We start from the raw sequence: 25902 nt of genomic DNA, 5'->3' as shown, positions 1-25902 counted from the left end.
AGTAAGTTATATGTAAACCGATCACCCGACGAGACCATGGAGAACTCGAGTGACAAGCAAAGCCCGCTCGGCGAAGGCCCCGGCAAAGACCGCGAAGACCCAGCGCCCGGTCGCGATCGTCGGCGGTAACCGAATCCCGTTCGCTCGCTCCGACAAGGCCTACGCGAAGGCGTCGAACCAGGACATGTTCACCGCCACCCTGGACGGGCTGGTCAGCCGGTTCGGGCTGCAGGGTGAGCGCCTGGGCATGGTCGTCGGCGGCGCGGTGCTCAAGCGCGTCGGCGAGCACAGCCTGATCCGCGAGAGCGTGCTCGGCTCCAAGCTCTCGCCCTACACCCCGGCCCACGACCTGCAGCTCGCCTGTGGCACCGGCCTGCAGTCGGTGGTCACCGTCGGTGACGCGATCGCGATGGGACGCATCGAGTCGGGTATCGGCGGCGGCGCCGACACCACGTCCGACGCGCCGATCGGCGTCAGCGAGGACATGCGGGAGTGGATGCTCACCGCCAACCGCGCCAAGTCCAACAAGGACCGGCTCAAGCTGGTCGGCCAGCTGCGTCCCTCGATGCTGGGCATCGAGATCCCGCGCAACGCCGAGCCGCGCACCGGGCTGTCGATGGGTGAGCACGCCGCCATCACCGCCAAGGAGTTCGGCATCGCCCGCGAGGCGCAGGACGAGCTGGCCTACCTCTCGCACAAGAACATGGCCGCCGCCTACGACCGTGGCTTCTTCGACGACCTGATCACCCCGTTCCTCGGCCTGACCCGCGACGACAACCTGCGTCCCGGCTCGACCGTGGAGAAGCTGGCCACGCTGAAGCCGGTGTTCGGCACCAAGCTGGGCGACGCCACCATGACCGCGGGCAACTCGACCCCGCTGACCGACGGCGCCTCGGCGGTGCTGATGTCCAGCGACGAGTGGGCCGCCGAGCGCAAGCTCCCGGTGCTCGCGCACCTGGTGGACTCCGAGGTCGCCTCGGTCGACTACATCCACGGCCCCGACGGCCTGCTGATGGCGCCCACCTACGCGGTGCCGCGCCTGCTGGCCCGCAACGGCCTGACCCTGCAGGACTTCGACTACTACGAGATCCACGAGGCCTTCGCCTCCGTTGTCCTCTCGACGCTGGCCGCGTGGGAGTCCGACGCCTACTGCAAGGAGCGTCTTGGCCTGGACGGCGCGCTGGGCTCGATCGACCGCAGCAAGCTCAACGTCAACGGCTCCTCGCTCGCCGCGGGCCACCCGTTCGCCGCGACCGGCGGCCGCATCGTCGCCTCGACCGCGAAGATGCTGGCGGAGAAGGGATCCGGCCGCGCGCTGATCTCCATCTGCGCCGCGGGCGGCCAGGGCGTCGTCGCGATCATCGAGCGCTAGTCACTCGCTGACATACGAGAACGGCGGGTGGTTTCCGGTTTCGGAAGCCACCCGCCGTTCTACGTTCTCAGCGGCACATCGGGTTGGGGTGCGGCTGGCTGGAGCCCCAAGGCCCGCAGATGAGGAGCTTGAGGAAGCCGAGAGGGAAGTCGACGAGGGCGGAACCCGTACCAGCGGAACCCGATTCGGCGATGACTGCTGGGGTCGCGGGGGCGGCGACGGCAGGGGACGCGCCTGCGGCGATTCCGGCGACGGCTGCGGTGGCGACCAGGATTCGGACCATACGACGTTGCATGACGAGCCTTTCGAAACAAGCTGAGCAGAACTAACAACTAGATCGGGTCACTCGACCAGTTCGTTATGCACTACTTTTCGGGGCTTGACCAACCGAATTCCCTTGCGCTATAGGCGATTATGACGCGCCGATGGCCGCGGCGAGCAGCGGCCAGGAGTTGTGGAGGTCTTGTTCCCAGTACTTCCAGGTGTGGGTGCCCGCGGCACGGAAGACGGTCTGGGCGGGGATGTTCAGTTCCTGGAGGCGAGTGGCCAGGCGCTGGGTGCAGAGGTTGGTGGCGGCCTCGATGGCGCCGCCGAGGAGGATCTGGTCGGTCATGCCGATGACCTTGCCGGGGCTCGCGCCCGGGGGAAGGGTCTCGGCGATGCCGGGGAGGCCGGTCGCGCTGGAGAGGTAGATTGCCTTGCCGCGCAGGCGTTCCGCGTTGAGGTAGGCGTCGTTGGCGCGCCAGGCCGGGTCGCCGGGCGGGCCCCACATGTTGGCGGGGTCGGCGCCCGCGCGGGCGAAGACCAGATCGACATAGGCGCGGCCCATCGGGTCGGCGACCGAGGCGCAGCCGCTGTAGGCGCCGACGGCGCGGTAGCGGTCGGGGGCCGCGATCGCCAGGTTGAGGACGGCGGTGGCCGACATCGACAGTCCGGCAATGGCATTGACACCCGTGGTGTTCAGCGTGGCGTCGATGATCGGCGGGAGTTCCTCGGTGAGGAAGGTCTGCCACTTGTTGCGGCCGAGTTTGGGGTCGTCGCGCAGCCAGTCGGTGTAGTAGGAGAACTTGCCCGCGGCGGGCGTGACGACGTTGACGTTCTTGTCGGCGAAGAACTGCACGATGTCGGTCTGGTTGTACCAGTTCGCCTTGTCCTCACCGCCACCCGCGCCGTTGAGCAGGTACAGCGTCGGCGCAGGCACGCCGGCGTCGGGCGCGGTGATGACCTGCAGCGGGATCACCCGGTCCATCGACGCGGAGTACACGTGCAGCGTCTGCTGACGCTGGCCCGGCCGATCGATGCGGTCCAGGCGCGAGGCGTCGGCGCCCGCGGTGCCGATCGAGGCGACCGACAGCAGCACCAGCGCCATGGCCGACACCGCGACCGCGCGGGTACGGGTGAACACGAACATGAATCCTCACTACAGATGGGGCGATATCCGGCGAACCCGGAACGCCGGGACGGCAGCGCGAGACCGTCCCGGCGACCAGGTGCTACGCGATCAGCTACCGATCAGATTGCGCAGCACGTCGGAGATGATGTCGCTCATCGAGCCGGTGGAGCTCAGCTGACCGTCGGAGGACCCGAGGCCGTTGTCGCCGAGGCTGCCGATCACGGTCTCGCCCGCATTGGCGCCGCGCGCGGTGAAACAGGCGGTGAGACCGGGCATTTCGTTGCTGACACCCACGGTGCCCGCGACACCGACGCCGCCGCTGGTGATCATCTGGCCCGCCTTGACGCTGTCCGGCACCGGGTAGGTGATGGTCAGGGTGACCGGGTTGCCGGAGTTGACGAACCAGCCCGTGCTGGTGACCTTCCAGCCGCCCGCGTTCGGCTCGGGGGTGACGTCCTCGGTCACCTGGCCGCCGACCGCGTGGTAGGCGGTGATGGTGGTTTTGGTCGGGGCGCCGAAGCCGATCGGCGGGAAGTCGGTGATGGTGTTGACGTAGGGGTTGCCGATCCCGGTCGTACCGACGACCACCTTGTAGGTCACCGAGGTGCCGACGCCGATCTGCTCGGCGCTGGCGGTCTTGTCGTAGACGTGCGTGACACCCCAGGTGCTGACGTCCTGCTTCTCGGCGTGGCTGCTGACCGCACAGGTGCCCTCGGCGGCGGCGACGCCGGAACCGAGGCCGACGCCGACACCGGCGACGACCAGAGCGGTGGTGGCGACGCCGGCGGCGATACGCGAAGTCCGGAACATGATTTTCCTCCAAGCCCCGGCATTCTCGGCCGGGACGAATTCCTCATCGAGTGGTCTATCCCCCCTCTGACCAGAAGGTATCCGGTGGACTGGACGGTTGTCCTGGAAAAGAAGAACGTGTTCCTATTTTTGTGGAACATTGTCGTTTTACTCTTTGGGCGGGCGTTTGGCGGGTACCATCCGGACTTTTTCGGCCGATCCGGAAGCCCCCCGAACAGCGACCACCGGCCTCCCGTCGGACGACGGAAGGCCGGTGCTGAGCGTCAAGCGCCCTCGACGGACTACTGCTGCGGCAGCTCGTTGTGGCCGCCGAACGCCTGGCGCATCGCCGAGAGCATCTTGTCGGCGTAGAGGGCCTCACCGCGCGAGGAGAAGCGCTGGAACAGGGCCGCCGACAGCACCGGGACCGGCACGGCGGTGTCGATGGCGGCGTCGATCGTCCAGCGGCCCTCGCCGGAGTCCGAGACGCGACCGCTGAAGCCGTCCAGGTTCGGGTCGGCGTACAGGGCGCCCGCGGTGAGGTCGAGCAGCCAGGACGCGACGACCGAACCGCGGCGCCACACCTCGGTGATGTCCGGAATGTCCAGGTCGTACTGGTAGTACTCGGGGTTCTCCAGCGGGGTCTCCTCCGCCGAGTGCTCGCCGCCGCCGTGGTCGGCGCCCATGTTCGCGTGCTGGAGGATGTTCAGGCCCTCGGCGTAGGCGGCCATCGCGCCGTACTCGATGCCGTTGTGCACCATCTTCACGAAGTGACCCGCACCGGCCGGACCGCAGTGCAGCCAGCCCTGCTCAGCCGGGGTCGGCTCGCCGGTGCGGCCGGGGGTGCGCGGGGCGGCGTCGACACCGGGGGCGATCGACTTGAACAGCGGCTCGAGGTAGCGCACCTGTTCCTCCTCCCCGCCGATCATCAGGCAGAAGCCGCGCTTCAGGCCGAAAACGCCACCGGAGGTTCCGACATCTAGGTAGTGGATGCCCCTGGGCGCCAACGCCTTCGCGCGCTTGATGTCCTCGTGGTAGCGGCTGTTGCCGCCGTCGATGATGATGTCGCCCGGCTCGAGGAGATCGGCCAGCTCGTCGACGACGGCACCGGTCGCACCGGCCGGGACCATCACCCAGACGGTGCGCGGCGCGTCGAGCATGGCGACGAATTCCTTCAGGTCGGTGCTGCCCTTGAAGCTGTCGCCGAGCTCTTTCTCCAGCTCGTCGATGTGACCCTGATGGCGTTCGTGACCGACAGCGGTGTTCCCGTCCCGCACGATGCGGCGCACGATATTGGCGCCCATCCGGCCGAGGCCGATCATTCCCAGCTGCATCAGTTCTCCCTCGTTGTCCGGTACCTGGTGTCGAGTCTCACGTCAGATTGTCCCGGGTGGGCCCACCAAGCCGCAGGGCGGCGTCCGTGCGCGCCGCGAAACTCCTCGGAAACAGGCTGTAACGCCCCGGAACGGGCCGCGATAAACAGATCGGCTCCGTGTAGTTGCCAGACCCCCGACCCGGCAACTACGCGGAGCCTTCCTGCTGTCCATCCACTGTTGCCAGGGTGCCGAGGGCGACGAACACCATTACCCTTGGCCGGGGCCCCGCAAACACCAGGGCCGGGCGCACCTGATCCAGGACGACGCCATAACACCCAACGGAAGGACCTCCGTGCCCAGCGAGTCGAACGCCGGACAACCGGCCGACCGGAGGGGCGAGGTCGGACTACGCAAGCTGCTCGAAGCAAATCGCACTTTCGATGCCGACACCACCGCCCTGCCCACCCAGCCACTCACCACCGTGACCCGTGATCGCTGGTCGCCCGCGCCCCCACCCACCGGCGCGCAGCCGCCGACCGGCTCGGACATCCCCCTGCTGACCAAGCGGATCGGCATCGCCGTCGGTGCCGTACTCGCCCTCGGCACCGCCGCCTACCTGGCCGACCTGGCGCTCAGCGCCGGTGACGTGCCGCGCGGCGTCGTCGTCGCCGGCGTCGACGTCGGCGGCATGGACAAGGCCGAGGCCGACGCCTTACTCCACTCCCAGCTCAGCCCCAAGGCCGATCGCCCGCTCCCGGTCCGCATCGGTGACGTGCAGGCGACCATGGTGCCCTCCGCCGCCGGTCTGGCGGTGGACTGGGACCGCACCTGGGACGCCGTCGGCGACCAGCCGATCAACCCGGTGAGCCGGCTCGTCTCCCTGTTCGGCTCCCGCGACGTCCAGGTGGCGAGCACGGTCGACGCGGCCGCGCTCGATCAGCAGCTGGCCGGCTTCCGGGTGCACGACAACCCGACCGTGGAGGGCACGGTGCGGTTCGAGAACGGCAGGCCGGTCGCGGTCGCGCCGGTACCCGGCCGGGTACTCGACACCGAGGCCGCCCGCACCACGATCACCGAGCGCTGGGCTTCGAGCGACGAACTGGACCTGCCCGTGGTGGCCGCGCCCGTCGCGGTGCGCAACGAAGCGGTGCAGGCCGCGTTGCGCGATATCGCCACCCCCGCCGTCGCGTCGCCGATCACGGTGAGCGGCAAGGATTCTCGTGCCGTGCTCACCCCCGAGCAGATCGCCAGCGTGCTCAGCTTCGTTCCCGACGGGAACGGCGGCCTGGCGCCGAAGATCGACAACGACGCCGCGATCGCTGTTCTCGCACCGCAATTGGTGGCCTCCGAGGTGGAGCCCAAGGACGCCACCTTCACCGTCGGCGCGGGCAAGCCGACCGTGGTGCCCGCCGTGGTCGGCAACAAGGTCGACTGGCCCAAGACGCTGGAGAAGCTGCCCGCGCTGCTGGCCCAGCCCGGCGACCGGACGGCCGAGGCCGTCTATCAGCGCATCGAACCGAAGCTCACCACCGAGGCCGCCAACGGGCTCGGCATCAACGAGATGGTCGGCCAGTTCACCACCGGTGGCTTCAGCGGCCCGTCCGGCGTGAACATCCGCACCGTCGCCGCGAAGGTGAACGGCGCGGTGGTGAAACCGGGAGAGACGTTCTCGCTCAACGAGTTCACCGGTCCGCGCACCGCCGCGGAAGGCTATGTCGAGTCCGGCATCATCGACAAGGGCAGGCCGAGCACCGCGGTCGGCGGCGGCATCAGCCAGTTCGCCACCACGCTCTACAACGCGGCCTACTTCGCCGGCATGGAGGACGCTGGCCACACCGAGCACAGCTACTACATCTCGCGGTACCCGGCGGCACGCGAAGCCACCGTGTTCGACGGGGCGATCGATCTGGCGTTCCGCAACAACAGCCCGTCCGGCATCTACATCGAGACCGTCGCGACGGGCTCGGACATCACCGTGCGGCTGTGGGGCACCAAGACCGTCGAGGTGGAGTCCATCACCGGCGAGAAGTCGAAGCCGACCGAGCCCACCGAGATCACCCTGCCCAAGGGCAAGGACTGCATCGCCTCCGAGGGCGCGCCGGGGTTCACCATCTCCGATACGAGGGTGATCACCGATCGCAAGACCGGTGCCCAGGTGTCGCGGCACACCAGGACGGTGAAGTACGACCCGATCCCGATCGTGAAGTGCGAGTGAGGGTTTCCTAGCAGCTGCAATCGCAGCCGCAGTCGCCGCAGCAGCCGTCCTCGCCACCGCAACTGCAGCAGTTGCCGCAGCACTCGCCACAGTCGCCGCAACCGTCGCAGCCGCACCGCTTGGCCCAGGCTTCCTTCTCCTCGCCGGTGCACGGGCTGGTGTGGTCGGCACAGCAGGCCACACCGGTGCAGTAGACGCCCAGGATCAGCCCGCCCGCCTTCAGTGGGCCGGGCCGGTTCGGGCGCCGGCCCGGCGGGGACGGGAACTGGTAGGGCGAATGCTGCTGGGCGACAGGCGAAGTGCGGCAGACATGACCGACAGCGAGGCCGAGTCCCTGGCCGAGGCGGCGCAGCAGGGCCGACAGCGGGTCGAGTAGTGCCCAGCGCACCGTCGGCAGCTGGTCGAGCTCGGCCTCGGCGGCGGCGTGGCGGATGGCGGTTTCGCTCTCGCGGACCAACTGGTAGGCGCGGGGCATGTCGGTGCCGGTGGCATCGAGTGGGTTGAAGCGGCCGCGGGCCCGGTCGCGTTCGAGGTCTTCGATGGCGTCGGCCAGGTGGGCGATGCGGCCGACATGGCGGCCGATCTCCTGAAGTGCGACAACGTTTTCCGGGCGGCCCGCGAGCGTCGCGGTATGGCCGAACAGGGTGGCGGCGCAGAGTTGAGTCGGGCCGGTCAGCTCATCGAGCGTGCCGAGGGAGTCTGCGTCGGACGCGGCCTTGTCCTCGAGCGCCGACTGCGTGGCGATCGCGGCCAACATCGGCTGCACGTCGAGGCCGATCTGCGCGCCCTGCTCCTGCGCACGGGCCGCCCAGGTGGACGACACCCGCCGCATGGGCCCGCGGGCGAGCGCGGCGGCGTCTCCGTCATCGATATGATCGCGAATCTTGGCCGCGCCCAACAGCAGTGACGCCGTCGCGGCCAGCTGCACGCCCGGCGCGTTCGCCGCGACCACCGATGCCCGGCGCATGCCGCGCAGCGGGCACGGTCCCGCGGTGGTGCGCGCACCGGAATCGCCGGTTTGGGCTTCGGTGAGCACGCTCAGCACGATCGCGTCGGTATTGGTCGCGGCGCGGGCCAATTGACCGTGCCCGTCGCGCAGACCCAGGCAGAGGCCGCACATATGCGCCTGCCACTGCCCCGGATCGATGCCATATTTCGCCGCGCCGTGCGCACACGGCTTCAACACACCGAACACTTCCCACCCCGTCTGTCATGGAACATCTAGCCGTGCACCTTCGCAGGCCATCGGGGCAACCGCAACCGATGCTGGGTCGTCCATCCCATTGGGAACACTCATTCGAATTGGCTATGATCCCGGCGTGCAACTGCGATACCAGTTCCGCGTATATCCCACGCTCGGCCAGCAGGATTCGCTGGCGCGCGCATTCGGGTGTGCACGGGTGGTGTACAACGATGCGCTGGCGGCACGCGAACAAGCGCTGCGTGACGGCGCACGCCGTATCTCGGATGCAGAGTTGTCGAAACAGCTCACCGCGGCGAAGAAGACACCCGAAAGGGCTTGGCTCAGCGAGGTTTCGTCGGTCGTGTTGCAGCAGGCATTGGCAGACTTGAACACCGCTTACCGCAACTTCCTCCAATCCAACGCCGGGAAACGGAAGGGCGCAAAGCTGGGCGCACCGAAGTTCCGATCCCGCCACGACAGCCGCCAAGCGATCCGGTTCACCCGAAATGCCCGTTTCAGCATCACCGTCGGCCGAAAATTGCGGTTGCCGAAGATCGGAGACCTGCGAGTGAAATGGTCGCGGCAGCTGCCGTGCGAGCCGTCGAGCGTGACGGTGATCAAGGACAGCATGGGTCGCTATTGTGCATCGTTTGTCGTTGATGTTTCGAGCGATCCACTGCCCGAACGGGATTCAGAGGTCGGGATCGACCTCGGCTTGACGACCTTCGCGACGCTCTCCGATGGCAGGAGAATCGCGTCGCCGAGATTCTTCCGCCGGGCCGAAAGAAGGTTGTGGAAATCGCAACAAGCACTGTCCCGCAAGGAGAAGGGCTCCAAGAACCAGGCGAAGGCTCGACGCAGGGTCGCCAGAGTTCATGCCTCGATCGCTGATGCGCGTCGCGACTTCGCGAACAAACACTCAACCGCGATCATCCGCGAAAACCAAGCGGTATACGTCGAGGATCTGTGTGTAAAAGGACTCGCGCGGACTCGATTGGCGAAGTCTGTGCACGACGCAGGGTGGTCGATGTTCACCAGGTTGCTGGAGGAGAAGGCGGCCCGATATGGGAGGTATTTCGCGAAGGTTGACAGGTTCTTCCCGTCGTCGCAGTTGTGTTCGGACTGCGGAGTGTTCGACGGGAAGAAGCCGCTGTCGGTGCGGTCGTGGACGTGTCAGTGTGGCGCGATCCATGATCGGGATGTAAACGCGGCACGAAACATTCTCGCCGCCGGGCAGGCGGAGAGACGAAATGCTTGTGGAGCGCGGGTAAGACCGGAACCCGTTCCGGCGCTGTGCGGTGAAGCAGGAACCCACCGAGAGCGCCGTTAGGTGCTGGTAGGAATCCCCGGCGACTGGTCCGGGGAGGATGTCAATCGGGCTTCTTGCGGCCGGCCAGACCGCGCCAGGCCAGATCGTCGAGCAGGTCGACCGCCTCGGCCACTTCGATCCGGCCGCCGGCGACCCGGTCGGCGATCGCCTCGCCCGCCCCGATCACCGCGGCCGCGACAACTTCGAAATTGGTCCCAGGGTCGGCGTGCTTGGCACTGGATTCGAGCAGTTTCGCGGTGAGCTCGATGACGCGTTCGCGCGCGTTGTCGATTTCCGAGGCGAAAGCTTGCTGGCCGATTGCCTGCCGGTAGAGCACCTGCCAGGACTGGCGGTTGCGGTCGACGAAATCGAGGAAGCCCTCCAGCGCCGTGCGGACCTGCTCATGCGGGGTGAGATGCGGGTTGCCCGCCGGCGCAACGGCCTCGATGAAGCGGAGCCCCTCGCGCTGGATGCAGGCGCGGAACAACTCGTCCTTGGAGCCGTAGTACAGGTAGAGCATGGGCTTGGAGATCTTCGCCTCGGCCGCTATCGCGTCCATCGAGGTGTCGTGGAAGCCTTTGCGCGCGAACACCTCGACCGCGGCGTCGAGCATCTGTTGCTCACGAACCGCCCGGGGAAGTCGCTTCGTCCCGCCTGCCATCCACTCTCCTACCGCAGGGTGAACCCCTATCTTACTCCAAGGTAAGATCGGGGGTGCCCATTTGCCACATAGTCGCCGGACGCCTCAGCAGCCCAGCGGTGCGCCCTTGTAGCGCGCCATCCGCAGCACGGAGGCGTCGACCCGGTCGGCGGGCAGTTTGCCACTCGCCACCGACTGTTCCAAACGGTCGAGCACCTGGGGTACCGCGTCGGTGCTGATCCACAGGGCATTGTCGGCGCCCGCGACCAGCGAGGCCTCGACCGCCTCGGCGATCGACATGCGGGCGGTGATGGCCGCCATGCCACCGAGATCGTCGGTGAAGATCGGACCGTCGAACGGCGGCGCGCCGTAGCCGGTGCCCTCACGCAGCAGCGTCATCGCGGCCGGGCTGATGCTCGCGGGCACATCGGGTTCGGTCAGCCCCGGCACGTCCAGGTGACCGACCATCACCGCGGCGCCGGAGTTCACCAGTTCGCGGAACGGGACCAGATCCCTGTCCTGCAGCTCCGACAGCGGCGGCGTGCGGACGGCGCCGGTGTGCGAGTCACCCGAACCCGAGCCGTGACCGGGGAAGTGCTTGATCACCGAGCCGAGGCCGACCTCGTTGGCCGCGCGGATGTAGGCGCCGGCGTACTCGGTCACCACCTGCGGGTCGTCGCTGAAGGAGCGGTCACCGATGACGCTGTCGTCGGGCTGGCTGCTCACGTCGACACTCGGGGCGAAGTTCACCGTGATACCCAGGTCTTTCAACGACTCCGACCTGGTCAGCGTGTTCTGGTAGTACTGCTCGGACGTCTGGGTCTGCGCGATCACGCGGGCCGACGGGATCGCGCCGATCACGTTCTTCGCGCGCGAGACGCGGCCGCCCTCCTCGTCGATGGTCACCATCAGCGGCGCCTTGGCCAGCGCCTTCACCGCGTCGAGCTGGGCCTTGTCCATCAGCCCCGGATCGGTCCAGCTGCCGATGAAGATGCCACCGACCTGCTCGGTGCTCACCACATTCGTGGCGTCGGCCGAGCCGGTGATGCCGACGGTCAGCAGCTGGGCGAGTTTCTCGCGCTGGGTGAACTTCGCGAGATAGTCCGTGCCGCAGGGGCTTTGGGCTGGGGTGCCCGGGGCGGGCGAACCCGCGGGGGACGACGTGGGGAGGCCGGTGCCGGTCGCCGCGGTGGTCGTCTCAGGCGACGAACCTCCCGAACAGGCGGTGGCGACGGCGGCCAGGACTGCGAACACGACCACAGGCGATTTCCGCATGTGCTCCACGGTAGCCGGATCGGCCCCCGAACCGCGCCACCGGTGTGCGATTGAATCGCCGAACGCGGGGGTAATCTGTGGGCACAGTCGCTGGACCAGCGCAGGAGGTCGTCATGGCTTGCGATCGGATGCTCATCGCCTACGACGGTTCCGAACATGCCAAGCGCGCCATCCAGTACGCGGGCCGCTTCCTCGCCGCCGAGCGCGCGATCCTGCTCACCGCCTGGGAGCCGATGGTGCGCCAGGCCGCCCGGATCTCCGGGCTGGCCGGGGTGATGCAACCGGACTGGGTGCCCGACGAGGAGATCGAGGACATCGCCTACACCGATGCCCGCAAGATCAACGCCGAGGGCGTGCACCTGGCCAAACTGGCCGGAATCGATGCCGAGCCACGGACTGTCGAGTGCACGACCACGATCTGGAACGCGATCGTCGACTGCGCCGACGAACTCGATGTCGACATCATCGTCGCCGGTACGCGCGGCGCGACCGGGCTGCGCGCGCTGCTGCACAGCAGCGTCGCCGAGGCGGTGCTCAAGCACGGGCACCGGCCGGTCTTCCTGGTGCCGCCCGAGCACTGAGAGTTCGATCGCTCTGCCGACCGGCGGGGGTGGGGTCGGCGTTATGGTCGAAGCACCATGGAACCGTTCCTGCTCGCTCGACCTGACGCCGTGCTGGTGGCTACGGGCGTGCGCGCGACCTACTCCGACGCCGGGCAGGCGGTCGCGGCGCTGCGTGCCTGGCGCGACGGCGCGTCCGGAGCTGACGACAGCGCGACGGCCCAGACGCGCGCGGCCGAGTCCACACCGCGATCCGGCGAGTCGCCGGCGCCGCGGCTGATCGTCGGCGCACTGCCTTTCGATCCGCGGGAGCCCGCTGCGCTCTGGCGGCCCGAAACAGCGATGCACACCGCGGGCCCGTGGCGGCCCGCGGCGTTGCCGGAGCTGCCGGGCGTGCGGGTCATCCGCGAAATGCCCAGTGCCGCAGAGCACATCGCGCGAGTGACCAAGCTGGTCGAGCAGCTCGGCGATCCCGCGAACGAGCTACGCAAGGTCGTGGCCGCACGCAGCATGGTGCTCGAAGCGCAGGAACCGCTCGATCCGGAGGTGCTGGCCGGGCACCTGCTGACCAGACATCCGTCGGCGAGTGTGTACGTGGTCGACCTGACGGTGGCGGGCAGGCCCGGCGAGATCCTGCTCGGCGCCACCCCGGAGGTGCTGGTCGCGCGTCATGGTGATCGCGTCAGCCTGCATCCGCTGGCAGGCACCCTCCCCCGGCGCGCCGATCCGGATGCCGACGCCGCGCAGGCGCGCGAATTGCTGTCGAGCGTCAAGAACAACGACGAGCACGCGTTCGTGATCGAGTGGATCCGGCAGCAGCTGGAACCGGTCTGCGCCGAACTCCATATTCCGGACGCGCCGGAACTGCTGAGTACCGAACAGGTCTGGCATCTGGCCACGCCGATTCACGGCGTGCTGCGCGACCCGTCGACAACAGCGCTGGATCTGGCGTTGCTGCTGCATCCGACACCGGCCGTCAACGGGACGCCCTTCGGCGCCGCGCTGGACGCGATCCTCGCCGACGAACCACACCGCGGTTTCTACGGCGGCGCTGTCGGCTGGTGTGCCGAGGACGGCGACGGCGAATGGGTGGTCGCCATCCGCGGCGCCGAGCTCGCGGCCGACCGGCGCACGCTGCGGGCGAGCGCGGGTGGCGGGATCGTCGCCGCCTCCGATCCGCGGGCCGAGCTCGCCGAGACCACCGCCAAATTCCGGACGCTGCTCGGCGCGCTGGATTGCCACGTCCCCGAAGACTGACCTGACGGGCCGCACCTGCTAGGTTGGCCGGAGTACCACCCCGACGTCGAGCGTATTGGAGTGCGCGATGAAGTTTGCTGTTCCGGCTGTTGCCAGCGCGGTCGGCGGCGCCCTGCTGAGCGCAATCGCCGTCTTCGCGATCACGGCAGCGGTGCAGCAGAACACGGCGCCCTCGATCGACCGCAGCGGTGACAAGGACTCCTCGCTGCTCAACGCCCCTGAATACGGCAGCCGCTGAGTCCGACGCCGGCGCGTCACGCCCCCTAGCGGGGCAACCGGACACGGCTCCACTGGGTTGGCGCTGGTTCGTCGGCACGGTCGTAGCCGCCTTCGTCCTGACGTTCGCGCAGGCGCCAGGGCTCACCGTCGCGGACACCAAGTACGACCTCGCGCAGAACCCGCTGGGTTTCCTCGCGCGGGCTTCGCACCTGTGGAGCAGTCAGGCTCCGATGGGCCAGGTGCAGAACCAGGCCTACGGCTACTTCTTCCCGCACGGCACCTTCTTCTCCGCCGGGCATCTGCTGAACCTGCCCGCGTGGGTGACTCAGCGCATCTGGTGGGCGCTGCTGCTGCTCGCCGGGTTCTGGGGGATCGTCAAGCTGTGCGAGACGCTGGGGATCGGCGCGCGCGGGTCGCGGGTGATCGCCGGTATCGCGTTCGCGTTGTCACCGCGGGTGCTCACCACGCTCGGCTCGATCTCCTCGGAAACGCTACCGATGATGCTGGCGCCGTGGGTGCTGCTCGCGCCCGCCGCGCTCGGTGTTGCGGTACGGAATCGACGGGGCACGGGGGCGACTGAAACGAGCGCGCAGGGCGACCGGGGCGCGAACCCGGCCGCGCGCGGCGATCAGGGTGGGGGTGACCCGGGCCGCACGGTAAGGCGCGGTGGCGCGCTCTCTCCGGCCGGTAGTGCGCTCGCGCTGGCGCTGATGGGGTCTGTGAACGCCGTCGCGACCGTGGCCGCGTTCCTGCCCGCCGCGCTGTGGTGGGCCTCGTACCGGCCGAATCGGCGGTGGTGGCGGTTCACGGCGGCCTGGATTCCGCTGCTGGTGCTGGCGACCTTCTGGTGGGTGGTGCCGCTGCTGCTGCTCGGCAAGGTGAGTCCGCCGTTCCTCGACTACATCGAGTCCTCGGGGGTGACGACGCAGTGGGCCTCGCTGAGCGAAGTGCTGCGCGGCACGGACAGCTGGACGCCGTTCGTCTCGCCTGAGCGCATCGCGGGCGCGGTGCTGGTCACCCAGCCCGCCGCGGTGCTGGCGACCGGGTTGCTCGCCGCGGCGGGCATGGCCGGGCTTGCCCGCTCGTCCATGCCGTACCGGGGCCGGTTCGCGCTGATCCTGCTCGTCGGCCTGGCCGGGATCTGCGCCGGATACGTGGGCGAGCTCGGTGGCCCGTTCGCCGAATCGGTGCGGGTGTTCCTCGACTCGAGCGGCGCGCCGCTGCGCAATGTGCACAAGTTGGAGCCGCTGATCCGGCTGCCGCTGGTGATCGGCCTGGCGCACCTGCTCGGCCGGGTGCCCCTGCCCGCCTCGGTGCCGCTGCGGGAGTGGCGCAACACGTTCGCCCACCCGGAGCGGGATCGGCTCGTCGCCGTCGCCGCCTTGATCCTGGCCGCGCTCACCCTCGCCACCTCGCTGGCGTGGACGGGCAAGCTCGCGCCGCGCGGCGCCTACGACGAGGTGCCCGCGTACTGGACCGAGACCGCGGACTGGCTGGCCGACAATGCCGCCGACACCCGTGCGCTCGTCGTGCCCGGCGCTCCGTTCGGCAGTCAGATCTGGGGACTCACCCGCGACGAACCCTTGCAGGCCTTGGCGAGTACGCCCTGGGCCGTGCGCGATTCGGTCCCGCTGAATCCGCCGGGCACCATCCGCGCGATGGATTCGGTGCAGCGGCTCATCGCCGACGGCAGGCCGTCGACCGGGCTGGCCGCGACCCTCGCCGACCAGGGCATCGGAGTTCTGGTGCTGCGCAACGACCTCGACCCCGAGACATCGCGGTCGACCCGGCCGATGCTGGCGCACCGCGCGATCGAGGGTTCACCGGGGCTGACGAAGGTGGCCGAATTCGGTGACCTGATCGGTCCGCGCGCGGCGGACGCCGGGCTGGTCGTCGACAACGATCTGCAGCCCGCCTATCCGGCGATCGAGATCTACCGGGTCGAGGTGCCCCCGCCGGGCACCCCGGTCGACGTGCGCGGCGGCATCGGCGCTCCGGCCGGCTTCCCTGGCGCGTACACCGTCGCGCTGGATTCGGTGCCGGTCGTCCAGGGCGGTCCCGAAGTGCTCGAGCGCATCCGGCGCGATACCGGAAACCCCACGGCCCCTGTGCTTCTCGCCGCCGATGCCGCGCGGGCCGGGTTGCCGCCGAAGCCGACGCTGCTGACCGATACGCCGATGGACCGCGAGGCGGACTTCGGCCGGGTCGACAATCACAACTCCGCGGTCCGCGCCGCCGACGACGCGCGCCGCACCCACAATCTGGTGCCCGACTACCCGGTCGACGGCACTCCCCTGGTGCGTGGCGAGTGGTCGGGCGCGAAGGTCACCGCGTCCAGCTCCGCGGCCGATGCCACCCAGATCGGCGGCTCGGCGCCCGGCAGCTCCACCGCCGCCGCGGTCGACGGCGATCCGAGTACCGCCTGGATCAGCAACGGCGCCGAATCCGCACTCGGACAGTGGCTCCGGCTCGATCTCGACAAGCCGATCACCACCGGGTCGCTGCGGTTCACCACCACGGCGGCCGCCCTGGGCGATCCGGTGAAGTGGGTGGAGGTCCGCACCTCGCGTGGCACGGTGTCGGCGCGGATCACCGAACCCGGTGCGCCCGTGACGGTTCCGCTGCCCGCGGGCAAGACCGACTGGGTGATGATCACCGCCGCGCGGACCGAGACCGGCACCAGTGGTGGGCAATTCGGGATCAGCGAGCTCACTCTCGATGACTACACGGTGCGGGACTCGCCGGTGCGCGTCGATATCCGGCATCGCGTCGTGCTGCCCGAGGTCGCGCCGGGCACCACGATCACCGGCTGGGATCTCGGGCAGGAATTCCTCGGGCGCAGTGCGTGTTTCGACGGGCCCGATCGGGTGCACTGCAGCAAGGGCCTGGGGCTGCCCGCCGAGGAGCCTGGCGTCTTCGGCCGCACGCTCTCGGTTCCTGAGCCGCTCACCGCCACCACCGAGCTGACCGTCCGTACCCGGCCAGGCCCTGCGCTGGAGGCGCTGCTCACCGATCACACCCGGCCGGTGGCGCGCGGTAAGGCCGATGTCGGTGACCTGCGCGGCGCCGCGTTCGCCGCCACCGACGGCGATCCGAAGACCACCTGGACCGCGCCCGAATCCACCGTCCGCGGTCTCGCGGGCGCCAAACCCACACTGGTGCTGGAACTTCCGGAGCCCACCGAGGTCACCGGGCTCGACCTCACCACCGCGCTCGGCGGGCTGCCCGCGACCGCCACCGCCGTCATGGTCAACCTCGGCAACGGTCCGCAGTTCCGCGAACTCCCCGAGCGCGAGCACGGCGAGCCCGCGCGGATCTCGCTGTACCCCACGGTCACCGACCACATCGAGATCAGCATCCAGAGCTGGAACGAGGTGCTCGACCGCACCGCGCTCGGCTTCGTCCTCTCCCAGCCGTCCGGGTTGGCCGAGGTGGAGGTGCTCGGTCCCGAGTACCCGGCGCCCGCCGCGGGCGATCGGCTCGTCACCATCGACTGCGCGGACGGACCGGTGATCGCGATCGGTGGCCGCACCGTGCACACCACCATCACCGCCACCGCCGACGAACTCCGTTCCGGCGCACCGGTTTCCGCGCGGGCCTGCATGGCGGACGCGGCCGATATCGAGCTGCTGCCGGGGCACCCCGATCTCACCGTCGCGCCGACCGAGCTGTTCACGGTCGACCGGCTGCGGTTGATCCGCACCGATCCGATCGCGCCCGCGCCCACCGCGCCCGGCACGCAGCTGCTCGTCCTGCCGCTCAGCACGAATGTCGGCTGGGAGGCGCACACCGCCGACGGCCGGGAGCTCTCGCCGGTGGTGGTCGACGGCTGGCAGCAGGCGTGGGTGGTCCCGGCGGGCACGACCGGGGAGATCACCGTGTCGTTCCCGGCCGACCGCTGGTACCGACTCGCGATCTTCGGCGGTCTGCTGCTGTTGATTCCGCTGATACTGCTGGCGATTCCGCGGCGACGCGAGGTGCCCGATGCCGGGCCGGCGCCGGTGACGTGGGGTGTTCGGTGGGCCGCCGCGGTCGGGCTGACCGGTGTGGTCACCGTCGTGTCGGGGCCGGTCGGCGCGGTGTTCACGCTGATCGCGCTGGGTTGTAGTCACTTCCGGCCGGCGATGACGGCCAAGGCGCTGCCATGGGTGGCCGGGCTCGGGACACTGATCTCGGCGGCCGCGCTGTCGACGGGGACGTGGCGGTCGGGGACGCCTTATATGGGCGGCTCGCTGTGGGCGCAGGCGCCCGCCGTCATCGCTGTCATCGCGGTCGGCGTCGCGGCACTACCGCGCCGCAGCGCCAACCGGCGCGACTAGGACCTGTCACGAAGTAGACGGCCGACCTGCGCTCACCGGGACGTGGTTGCCGCTGCGGCGGCGGCCTTCTCCTGGTCCCGACGGGAGCGGCGGGCTGCCGCGGCCTTGTCCCAGCGCCGGGCCAGGCGGCGCGCCGGGTCCTCGATCAACGCGAAGCTCGCGGCGGCCAGCGGCATGGTCAGCGCGGTGGTCAGGACGAGCACGTAGACGAACTGGCCGCTGAACGGCAGGATGCCGAACACCGGGAAGACCATGGTCAGCACGACCAGATGCCACAGGAAGATGCCGTAGGACCAGCGGCCGAGGGTGAGGGCGGTCGGCGATTCCAGCCAGCGATGCGGTGCGGCGTCGGCCGGGCGCAGGACCAGCGGGGCCAGCAGGCCGAACCCGATGATCATGCCGAGCAGCATCTTCATCGCGTACTGCCACGGCTCGGCGCGTTCGAGACCGGCCGGACCACCGAATTCGGTCGCCGAGACGAGGAAAGCGGCCAGCGCCAGCGCCCACATCAGCGGCTGCGACGAGAACAGCCTGCCCCACCAGGCGCCGGGCCTGACCTGGTGGATCAGTTCGGCGAGCACCATGCCCGCCGCGAACCACGGCAGATAGCCGGGCAGCCAGTTGTCGGCGTGGATGGCATCCGGTGTCGGCACCGGCCACAGATTCCAGGTCAGGCTCACCGCGATCAGCCCGCAGAGCACCGGCACCCGCCTGCGCGCCGACGGACCGCGCAACCACACGATCGACCAGGCCAGCAGCGGCAGCACCAGATAGAAGGCCACCTCCACCGACAGGCTCCACATCTGGGTGAGGCCCTCGGTCAGCGTCAGCGGGACGAAAACCTGGAGCAGGAACAGATTCGACACCCACACCCGCAGGTTCGCCGACTGCGCGGCGCCGGGCAGCAACAGCAGCACGAACACCACGACCGCCCAGTACGCGGGCACGATGCGCATCAGGCGATGCAGCAGGTAGCGGCCGGTCGTCGGCGCGGTGCCCATGCCGTGCGCCACCGCCGCGTGCGGGCGCCACAGCAGGAAACCCGACAGCGCGAAGAACACCGCGACCGCCATGTCGAAGCGCTCCAGGATCGGACCGAGCACCGCGATCCCACCGGCTCCGGTCTGGAAGGAGACGTGGGTGAGCAAGACACCGAGCGCGGCCATCCCACGCATGCCTTCCAATGCGGGAATGAAGGCGCGCGGAGCGGGAACGGGAGCGGTGGCGGTTGTCATCGCTCCCCATTTTGCCCGGTCGGCGATTTACCGGGCGCAGCGCCGCACTCTATCGGGCCGGGCTGTTAGTGTCGGGGCTCACGAGGGCCTAGGGTGCAATACCAGACCACCGGAGGATCCGTGTTCGAACGACGAGGAGAGTTTGCATGGCACTGAGTGCCGGTACCAGAAGGACGGTCGCCTGCGTGCTCGTGGGTCTGGGCGCGGCATTACTCGTCGCCGCGCTGATGATCCCCACCTACACCGTGAGCAAGGTGGCCAAGACTCCGCTCGACCTCGAGATCACCACGATCGCGGAGAATCAGAAGGGTGAGGACAGCCTCGTCCTCGACTCCAAGTCGCTGACCACCGGCGACGGGCCCGCCGTCGTGAACAAGGACGTGCCGCTGGTCTCCCAGCGCTTCGTCACCGTCGAGGAGCCCTCCGACGCGAACGAGATGACGCTGCAGGCAGGCCAGACGCTGCGCCGCACCGACGTGCAGGGCGACACCGGCCTGCTCACCGCGACCATCGACCGGGTCACCATCTCGCGCACCGACGGCATGCCGGTCGACACCGAGCCCAACGGCTCGATCGCGGTCACCGTCAACAAGGACGGCAGCGTCATGGAGCCGGTGCAGCACACCGGCCTGGGCTACCGCTTCCCGATCGGCACCGAGAAGAAGACGTACCCGTACTTCGACATCAACGTGCGTAAGTCCTTCGACGCGAACTTCATCGAAGAGACCGAGATCAACAACACCAAGGTCTACCACTTCCAGATGACCGCGCCGGTCACCAGCACCTGGGACGTCGTGCAGGCGCCCGCCAACCGGCTCACCCTGCCCGCGTCGAAGTGGGGCGTCACCGACGTGCCCGCCGACACCCCGGTCACCATGACCCGGTACTACACCAACGTGCGTGACCTGTGGGTCGAGCCGCAGACGGGCACCGTCATCAAGGGCGGCGAGTCGATCCACCTGTTCTACGCCCGCTCGGCGGACAAGCCCGAGGTGACCGCGCTCAAGTCGCACATCGTGTTCGACGAGGCGACCGTCGAGTCGCAGATCGCGATCGCCAAGGAGAACACCGACAAGCTGTCGCTGTTCGGCCGCATCGTGCCGATCGTGTTCGGCATCCTCGGCGTGATCGCCCTGCTCGCCGGCCTGTTCCTCGGCCTGCGCGGCGGCACCGCCCCGGCCCACGCCAGCCCGCGCGGCACCCGTCCGACCCCCGCTCCCACTGCGGCCCCGGACGACACCCCCACCTCGCGATGGAACGCCGACGACGACGCGCCGACCACCCAGTTCCCCCGCGGTGATTACGACGCGCCTACCGAACAGATCGACATCGACAAAAAACGTCCCTGAGGACACTGCTCCGAGAACGGCCCCGGTTTCCCAACCGGGGCCGTTCTTCGTTCGTGTGACCGGTCGCCAGGTGAGTGTGGCGGATTGTCCACAACCATAGGCAGGGATGTGGATACCTGTGGAGCCGGCCTCAGACGTCAGCTGCACCCGAGCTGGGATAGCCACCGGGATGGTGCGGGACGGCGGGGTGAACCGGCTGGCAGCCTGGATATTCCGCGCGAATCGGCGTCGTCCGAAGGCGGCGTGAGCAGGATCGCGGCAGTGCAGGCGAGCGGAATCCGTGGACCTACGAGGCGGTTCCGCTGGTGACGGTGGGCGCCGCACCCGGGGCGGTGCCGCGCGCGGCGGTGCGCAGGACGACGACCGCGACGATCACGGTGGTCACGGCGGCTACCGAGACCGCGGTGGTGATCAGGGTGCCGATCGTGCGGGCGAAGGTGAGCATCAAGGTCACCTCGAGGGCCAAGCCGATCCAGGTGACGGTGGCAAGGGCGGTGCGTTCCACGGCGATCGCGGACAGCAGGGCCCCTTGCAGGACCGCGAGGATCGCACCGTGCAGGGCGAACAGCCACAGCATGCCCTGGATGGGTGCGTAATCCTGCCCGGCGAACAGCGGTGCGAGTGGAGCTGCCACCGCGGCCCCGATCACCGCGACGACACCGATCACCGACAACACCGAGAGGGCATCGCGAATGGCGCGGGCCGAATGCGCGGGCTGGGCCATGCGCGGATACAGCACAACGCCGACCGCCTGGGGCAGCCAGAAGGCGATCTTCGTGGCGATGGTGCCCAGGGAGTAGCGGCTCGCGTCGACGTCGTCGAGGACGATGCGGACCACGATCAGGTCCACCGAGGACAACGCCATCAACGCTGCCTGCACCTGCACCGCACGCAGCACCGGAAGAACACCGATGGCCCTGCGCGCACCGGGCGCTGCCGGTCCGCGCTTCGATCCGCCCGCGCCGGTGTGCGCCGACCGACCGCGATCCGGGGTCACCTCCGCCGACAGGGCGCCATCGATTCCGCCCGCGCCTGTATGCGTGGGTGCCCCAGGCAATTCGCCCGATTGCGCGCCGGACCCGGCAGGGGTTGACCTTGCGGTTTCCACGCCGAGATCGTGCGCTCGCGCCGTCGATCGAGTGATGCGACCGGCGATGATCGCCGCGCAGACGATGCCCGCCGCGCCTGCCCACAGCGCGCCGGCCGCGCCGCCGCCGAGGGCGAGTGCGACCAGCGCGGGTGCCACGCGCGCCGTCCCGGCCATCGCGAGCACCGTGGCCAGGGCACGGAAATGGTTGCCGCCCTGGAGAATTCCCTGTTCGCCGGACAGCACGACCAGCGCGGGCGCGGCGCCGAGTGCGGCGGCGGCAGCCCACACGCCCACGTGCAGCACGCCGGCGACCACCGGCACCAGCACCACGGCGACCGCGGCGACGAGCGCGGCGCAGCGCCACTGCATCGACCGCACCGCGCGCAGATCTGCACCGAGGACCACCTCGCGCGCCACCACGTTCTGCATGGCCAGGGCCGGGACCGCGCACAGCAGCTGCACCGCGAGCAGGCTCGCGAACTCGCTGTACCCGGCGACGCCGAGCCAGCGGCCTGCCAGCAATTGCAGCAGGTACCCGGCGACGTTGGCGGTCATCGCGCCGGCCGTCACCCAGGTCAGGTCAGCAACGACAGGGGGGCGACGGACCGAGGACACGCCCCATCGTCGCACCTCGACGCCCTTCGCATCACCACTACCCCGAAAATGTGAGTCCGACCGGACTCACCTTGGCCACCGCGGGCACGTGACCCCCGAGAACGGGGCCTCGGTCGCTCGCGAGCCGCCTCCGCATAAGGCAGGCACGGCGGCACCTGGGCGCGGCGCCCCACTACGGCCCGGCGGACCGACAGACCGGCGGACCGACAGACCGGCGGCCCAACAGACCGGCGGACCGACAGACCGCCGGACCGACAGACCGCCGGACCGACAGACCGGCCCTGCCCGCCGGGCCCCTGGGCGATCGACGGGACGTAAGGTGCAGTGGCGTGACGGGAGATAGGCGTGCGAGGGCCTGGGTGGCCGGATATTGCGCACTGCTCGCGCTGATCATCGTCGGACCGCTGGCCGGGTCGGGATACCTGCTGCTCCGCGACGCCGTCAGCACCCCACGCTCCTACCTCACCGATTCCGCCCTCAGCCTCGGCGCCGCAGCCCCACGCGCCGTCCCCCAGGACGCCCTCCTCGCCGTCCTGTCCCCGATGATCGACGGCGGCCTCCTGGTGAAGGCAATCCTGATCGTCGCCCTGTGGGCAGCCGGCTACGGCGCCGCGGTCCTCACCCGCGAATTCCTCACCGCATCGACCCCGGCTCAACTAGTCGCCGCCACCCTCGCCCTCTGGAATCCCTTCGTCGCCGAACGCCTCCTCCAGGGCCACTGGAGCCTCCTCGCCGGCTACGCCGCCCTCCCCTGGACAGCGCTGGCAGCGGCCCGCGTCAGGCAAGCGACACAGCGCCACCGCCCACATACCGTCGTCAGAAAGGCCACAACCGCAGGCACGGACACCCGAACTCCGACAGGTGATCCTGGGAATGCGAGCGCAGATGCCAGCGCGAGTGCAGACATCGGCACGAGTGCGAGCGTGGGCGCGACCGAAAGTGCCGACGCCAGCGCGAGCGGGGGCGCGAACGCGGGTGCGAGCACAGGTACAGGCGCCGTTACCAGCGGGGGTGCGGACACCGACGCCGATCCAGGTGCAAGAACCGAGATCCAACCGGGCGCAGATGCCGCCGCCCATGCGAGTGCAGGTGCGGACACCAGCGAGGGGACGAGTTCCGGCACACATGCCGGTACGCGCAGCGCTGGATCGTCGAGGCCGGCCAGGTCCGGCGGCCGTGGCAAGCTCGCCGTCGGCCCGGGTTCGTTCGGCGCGTGGGCGGCGCTTGCTGCGAGTTTTGCGGCGGCCGGGTTGACGCCGACCGGATCGCTGTTGGCCGCGATCGTAGGGCTCGCGCTGGTCGGTCGCCGCGCGTTCCTACCCGCGACTCTCTTGTGGATCGCCACCTGCGCGCCGTGGTTGACGGCGACGGCGCTTGGGGCAGGTGCGGAGCCGTCTGATCCGGCGGGAGTGTCGGCGTTCGCGGCCAGGGCCGAACCGTGGCTCGGCACGTTGGGCAGCCTGGCCGGGCTGGGTGGGATCTGGAACAGCGAGGCGGTGCCTGCGACAAGGACGACCCCGTTGGCGCTGGTCGGGACGGTGTTGTTGCTCGGTATCGTCGCGCTCGGTGTGCGTGCCGTGTGGGCGCTGGGGCGGGATGGCCGGACATTGCTGGTGATCGCGGCGGTGGCGATCGTGCTGCCCGCGCTCGGTGCGACCAGCGCGGGGCTCGCGGTGGGCGAGTGGCTGGTGGTGAATGTGCCAGGGGCCGGTCTGCTGCGCGATACGCAGAAGTACGTGGCGCTGGCGATGCCCGCGTATGCGCTGTGCGCCGCGGCCGCGTGCCGGACAGTGGTGACGTGGTGGCACCGATACGCGGTCGATCACTCCGCGGCGGAACTCGATCGCGCGGCAGAGCCAGATCGCGCGGCAGAGCCCGGTCGTGCGTTGGATCCCGGTCCTGCGGCCGATACCGGTCTTGCAGCGGATGTCCGATCAGGCACTGCCGGAACCTCCGCTGTGGCACTTGTCTTCATCGCACTGCTGATCCTGCCGCTGGCTGACCTGGCATGGGGGGTCGGCGGCAAGATGCGGCCGGTGCATTACCCGGCAGGCTGGGCGCAGGTCGTCGACCACATGGACGCACCCGGTGACGTCGCCGTCCTCCCGACCGGCATGTTCCGCCGGTTCCCGTACAGCGGAACAGCTCCAGTCCTCGACCCGGCCCCACGCATCCTCCCCAACGACGTCCTGCAAACCGGTGAACTCCGGGTCCGCGGCTATGCCGTCACCGGCGAGGGCAATCGGGCTCGCACCGTCGAGGACGCACTATTGCGTGGCGCGACACCTGCCGAGATCGCCGCACTCGGCGTCGGCTGGATTCTCGTGGAACGCACCACCCCCGGCCCACTCGGCGACTCCGAAAAGACCCTGGCAGCAGCGGAATCGACCTATCAGGACACCGAACTGGCCCTGTATCGCATCCCGGGCCACACTCCCACCGACATCGCCACACCCACACAACGGTGGATATCCGCAGCGGCTCACATCCTGTGGGCAGCCCTGCTGGTCGGCGGACTACTCACCGCCGCGCTGCTACGCCGCGTCAGCCCTGCGCGGGCGGCGCGACCAACCCGGTGACGAAGTCCCCACGAGCGGCAGCGGAAAGCACTTCGTAAACCCCGGACCCGGTTTGCTCCCAGGAGAATTCATGGGCACGCGCCCGCGCCTTCTCACCCATCATCAGCCGGGTCTCCGGATCCGCCAGCAGGTCACCGGCCGCCTCGGCGAGTGCGGGCGCATCGTCGACGAGCAGTCCGGTGACACCGTCGACGATGGAATCGGTGAGCCCACGTGAGCTGCGGTAACCGATGGTCGGCACCCCGTGCTGGGCGGCTTCGATGACGGCAAGCCCCCAGCCTTCCTTGCGGGAGGGCATCACGTGGACCCACGCGGTCGACAGGATCTCATGCTTGCGGCGTTCGTCGACGTGCCCGTGGAAGGTGACGGCGTCGGCGATGCCGAGCTCGTCGGCGCAGGCACGCAGATTCGGCGCCCACCAGCCGTCGCCGATGACGTCGAGGTGCACGTCGGGGAACCGGTGACGCAGGGCGGCGACGGCGGTCAGCGCGTCCTCGATCTGCTTGTGCGGAACCAGGCGGGACAGGACGGCGATGCGCGGATGGTCGGCGCGGGTGGCGTCGGCGCCGGGCACGACCTCGGCGGGCACCGGTTCGGCGCCGTTGCGGACGACGGCGATGCGCTCGCGGTCGACGCCGAGCACGGCCAGCTCCTCGGCCGAGGGCAGCGACACGGTGAGGTACTGGTTGGCGCGGTGCACGCGCGGCGACAGGCGCGACTCGATCCACCAGCCGATCCGCCCGACCAGCTTGCCCGCGACCGGCCACTGCTCGCGGTGGCCGTGGTGCACCAGCACCACCGAGGGCACGCCGGTGGCGCCCGCGAAGAACGGGATCCCGTTCTGGGTGTCGATCACGACGTCGGGGCGCACATCGCGCAGCGGCCCGATCCCGAGCCGACCGGCCATGATGGCGACCAGCGCCCGCGGATACACGGTGAACCGGCCACCGGCGCGGCTGATGTCGATGCCGTCGATCCGCTCCCGCCGTGGCGCACCCGGATAACCGGCCGTACGCAGGGTGACCTTGATGCCGCGTGCGGCCAGCTGGGCGCCGACCTGCTCCAGGTACCGCTCGCTGCCGCCGCCCTGCGGGTGCCCCGTGTCACGCCAGCACAGCAGGAGGACTTCACGCACGGTCGGGCTCGCAATCGGGTCGGTCGAGGACAAAGGCCGGCACCCACCCTAG

The 25902-nt window shown here is 69.5% G+C and carries 19 protein-coding genes; 9 read left to right on the top strand and 10 right to left on the bottom strand.

Going from position 1 to position 25902, the window contains the following annotated elements; translation table 11 throughout:
• The first annotated feature begins 49 nt into the window (after positions 1–49).
• On the top strand, positions 50–1372 hold the full coding sequence (locus IEY60_RS32750; RefSeq protein WP_189034412.1) for an acetyl-CoA C-acetyltransferase: 1323 nt from the start codon (positions 50–52) through the stop codon (positions 1370–1372).
• A 67-nt stretch (positions 1373–1439) separates the two neighbouring features.
• On the opposite strand, the gene IEY60_RS32745 is transcribed toward IEY60_RS32750, so the two are convergent.
• The 4 genes from IEY60_RS32745 to gnd all read right to left on the bottom strand — a co-directional run bounded on the left by IEY60_RS32745 (position 1440) and on the right by gnd (position 4888).
• Positions 1440–1667: a hypothetical protein gene (locus IEY60_RS32745; protein WP_189034411.1), complete on the bottom strand. Its 228-nt coding sequence runs from the start codon at positions 1665–1667 to the stop codon at positions 1440–1442.
• Positions 1668–1784: 117 nt separating this feature from the next.
• Positions 1785–2741, bottom strand: coding sequence for an alpha/beta hydrolase (locus IEY60_RS32740; protein WP_373291799.1), 957 nt, complete (start codon positions 2739–2741; stop codon positions 1785–1787).
• Positions 2742–2873: 132 nt separating this feature from the next.
• The gene (locus IEY60_RS32735) at positions 2874–3575 is read right to left on the bottom strand and encodes a hypothetical protein (RefSeq protein ID WP_189034409.1); all 702 of its coding nucleotides are present in this window, start codon (positions 3573–3575) and stop codon (positions 2874–2876) included.
• Positions 3576–3856: 281 nt separating this feature from the next.
• Entirely contained in the window at positions 3857–4888 is a 1032-nt protein-coding gene (gene gnd, locus IEY60_RS32730; RefSeq protein ID WP_189034408.1) for a phosphogluconate dehydrogenase (NAD(+)-dependent, decarboxylating), read from the bottom strand.
• 334 nt (positions 4889–5222) lie between these two features.
• On the opposite strand from gnd, the gene IEY60_RS32725 reads away from it, so the two are divergent.
• On the top strand, positions 5223–7085 hold the full coding sequence (locus IEY60_RS32725; protein WP_189034407.1) for a VanW family protein: 1863 nt from the start codon (positions 5223–5225) through the stop codon (positions 7083–7085).
• Positions 7086–7092: 7 nt separating this feature from the next.
• Here IEY60_RS32725 and IEY60_RS32720 read toward each other — a convergent pair whose 3' ends face one another.
• Positions 7093–8271, bottom strand: a complete 1179-nt coding sequence (locus IEY60_RS32720; protein WP_229740326.1) for a DUF5685 family protein — start codon at positions 8269–8271, stop codon at positions 7093–7095.
• A 133-nt stretch (positions 8272–8404) separates the two neighbouring features.
• Between IEY60_RS32720 and IEY60_RS32715 the strand changes: the two genes are divergently transcribed.
• Positions 8405–9598, top strand: a complete 1194-nt coding sequence (locus tag IEY60_RS32715) for an RNA-guided endonuclease InsQ/TnpB family protein (RefSeq protein ID WP_189034405.1) — start codon at positions 8405–8407, stop codon at positions 9596–9598.
• 40 nt (positions 9599–9638) lie between these two features.
• On the opposite strand, the gene IEY60_RS32710 is transcribed toward IEY60_RS32715, so the two are convergent.
• Positions 9639–10238, bottom strand: a complete 600-nt coding sequence (locus IEY60_RS32710; protein ID WP_189034404.1) for a TetR/AcrR family transcriptional regulator — start codon at positions 10236–10238, stop codon at positions 9639–9641.
• Positions 10239–10322: 84 nt separating this feature from the next.
• On the bottom strand, positions 10323–11492 hold the full coding sequence (locus IEY60_RS32705) for a glycoside hydrolase family 3 N-terminal domain-containing protein (RefSeq protein WP_189034403.1): 1170 nt from the start codon (positions 11490–11492) through the stop codon (positions 10323–10325).
• A gap of 113 nt (positions 11493–11605) precedes the next feature.
• Between IEY60_RS32705 and IEY60_RS32700 the strand changes: the two genes are divergently transcribed.
• From IEY60_RS32700 to IEY60_RS32685, 4 genes are all read left to right on the top strand, one after another.
• The gene (locus IEY60_RS32700; protein ID WP_189034402.1) at positions 11606–12073 is read left to right on the top strand and encodes a universal stress protein; all 468 of its coding nucleotides are present in this window, start codon (positions 11606–11608) and stop codon (positions 12071–12073) included.
• A 57-nt stretch (positions 12074–12130) separates the two neighbouring features.
• A complete protein-coding gene (locus IEY60_RS32695) occupies positions 12131–13309 on the top strand; it encodes an isochorismate synthase (RefSeq protein ID WP_189034401.1) in 1179 nt (392 codons plus the stop codon).
• 67 nt (positions 13310–13376) lie between these two features.
• The gene (locus tag IEY60_RS32690; RefSeq protein WP_022566695.1) at positions 13377–13547 is read left to right on the top strand and encodes a DUF2613 domain-containing protein; all 171 of its coding nucleotides are present in this window, start codon (positions 13377–13379) and stop codon (positions 13545–13547) included.
• The gene (locus IEY60_RS32685; protein ID WP_189034510.1) at positions 13528–17847 is read left to right on the top strand and encodes an alpha-(1->3)-arabinofuranosyltransferase; all 4320 of its coding nucleotides are present in this window, start codon (positions 13528–13530) and stop codon (positions 17845–17847) included. Before IEY60_RS32690 ends, IEY60_RS32685 begins: the two co-directional genes overlap by 20 nt.
• Positions 17848–17879: 32 nt before the next feature.
• On the opposite strand, the gene IEY60_RS32680 is transcribed toward IEY60_RS32685, so the two are convergent.
• Positions 17880–19082 (bottom strand): acyltransferase family protein, encoded by a 1203-nt coding sequence (locus tag IEY60_RS32680; RefSeq protein WP_189034400.1) that lies wholly within the window; start codon positions 19080–19082, stop codon positions 17880–17882.
• A 146-nt stretch (positions 19083–19228) separates the two neighbouring features.
• Here IEY60_RS32680 and pgfA point away from each other — a divergent pair, with 146 nt between their 5' ends.
• Positions 19229–20431 carry a cell envelope lipid trafficking protein PgfA gene (gene pgfA, locus IEY60_RS32675; protein ID WP_189034399.1) on the top strand — a complete coding sequence of 401 codons (1203 nt, stop codon included), beginning with the start codon at positions 19229–19231 and terminating at the stop codon, positions 20429–20431.
• 286 nt (positions 20432–20717) lie between these two features.
• Here the strand turns inward: pgfA and IEY60_RS32670 are convergent, their stop codons facing one another.
• Positions 20718–22076, bottom strand: a complete 1359-nt coding sequence (locus IEY60_RS32670; protein ID WP_189034398.1) for a polysaccharide biosynthesis protein — start codon at positions 22074–22076, stop codon at positions 20718–20720.
• A gap of 389 nt (positions 22077–22465) precedes the next feature.
• On the opposite strand from IEY60_RS32670, the gene IEY60_RS36115 reads away from it, so the two are divergent.
• On the top strand, positions 22466–24715 hold the full coding sequence (locus IEY60_RS36115) for an MmpA family trehalose lipid delivery protein (protein ID WP_229740325.1): 2250 nt from the start codon (positions 22466–22468) through the stop codon (positions 24713–24715).
• Here IEY60_RS36115 and IEY60_RS32660 read toward each other — a convergent pair.
• Positions 24681–25850, bottom strand: coding sequence for a glycosyltransferase family 4 protein (locus tag IEY60_RS32660; RefSeq protein WP_189034397.1), 1170 nt, complete (start codon positions 25848–25850; stop codon positions 24681–24683). The genes IEY60_RS36115 and IEY60_RS32660 overlap by 35 nt on opposite strands.
• Positions 25851–25902 lie beyond the last annotated feature (52 nt).

Source organism: Nocardia rhizosphaerihabitans (assembly GCF_014646295.1).
In the GTDB taxonomy this organism is placed as follows: Bacteria; Actinomycetota; Actinomycetes; order Mycobacteriales; family Mycobacteriaceae; genus Nocardia; species Nocardia rhizosphaerihabitans.
This window is presented reverse-complemented; position numbering and strand designations above follow the sequence as displayed.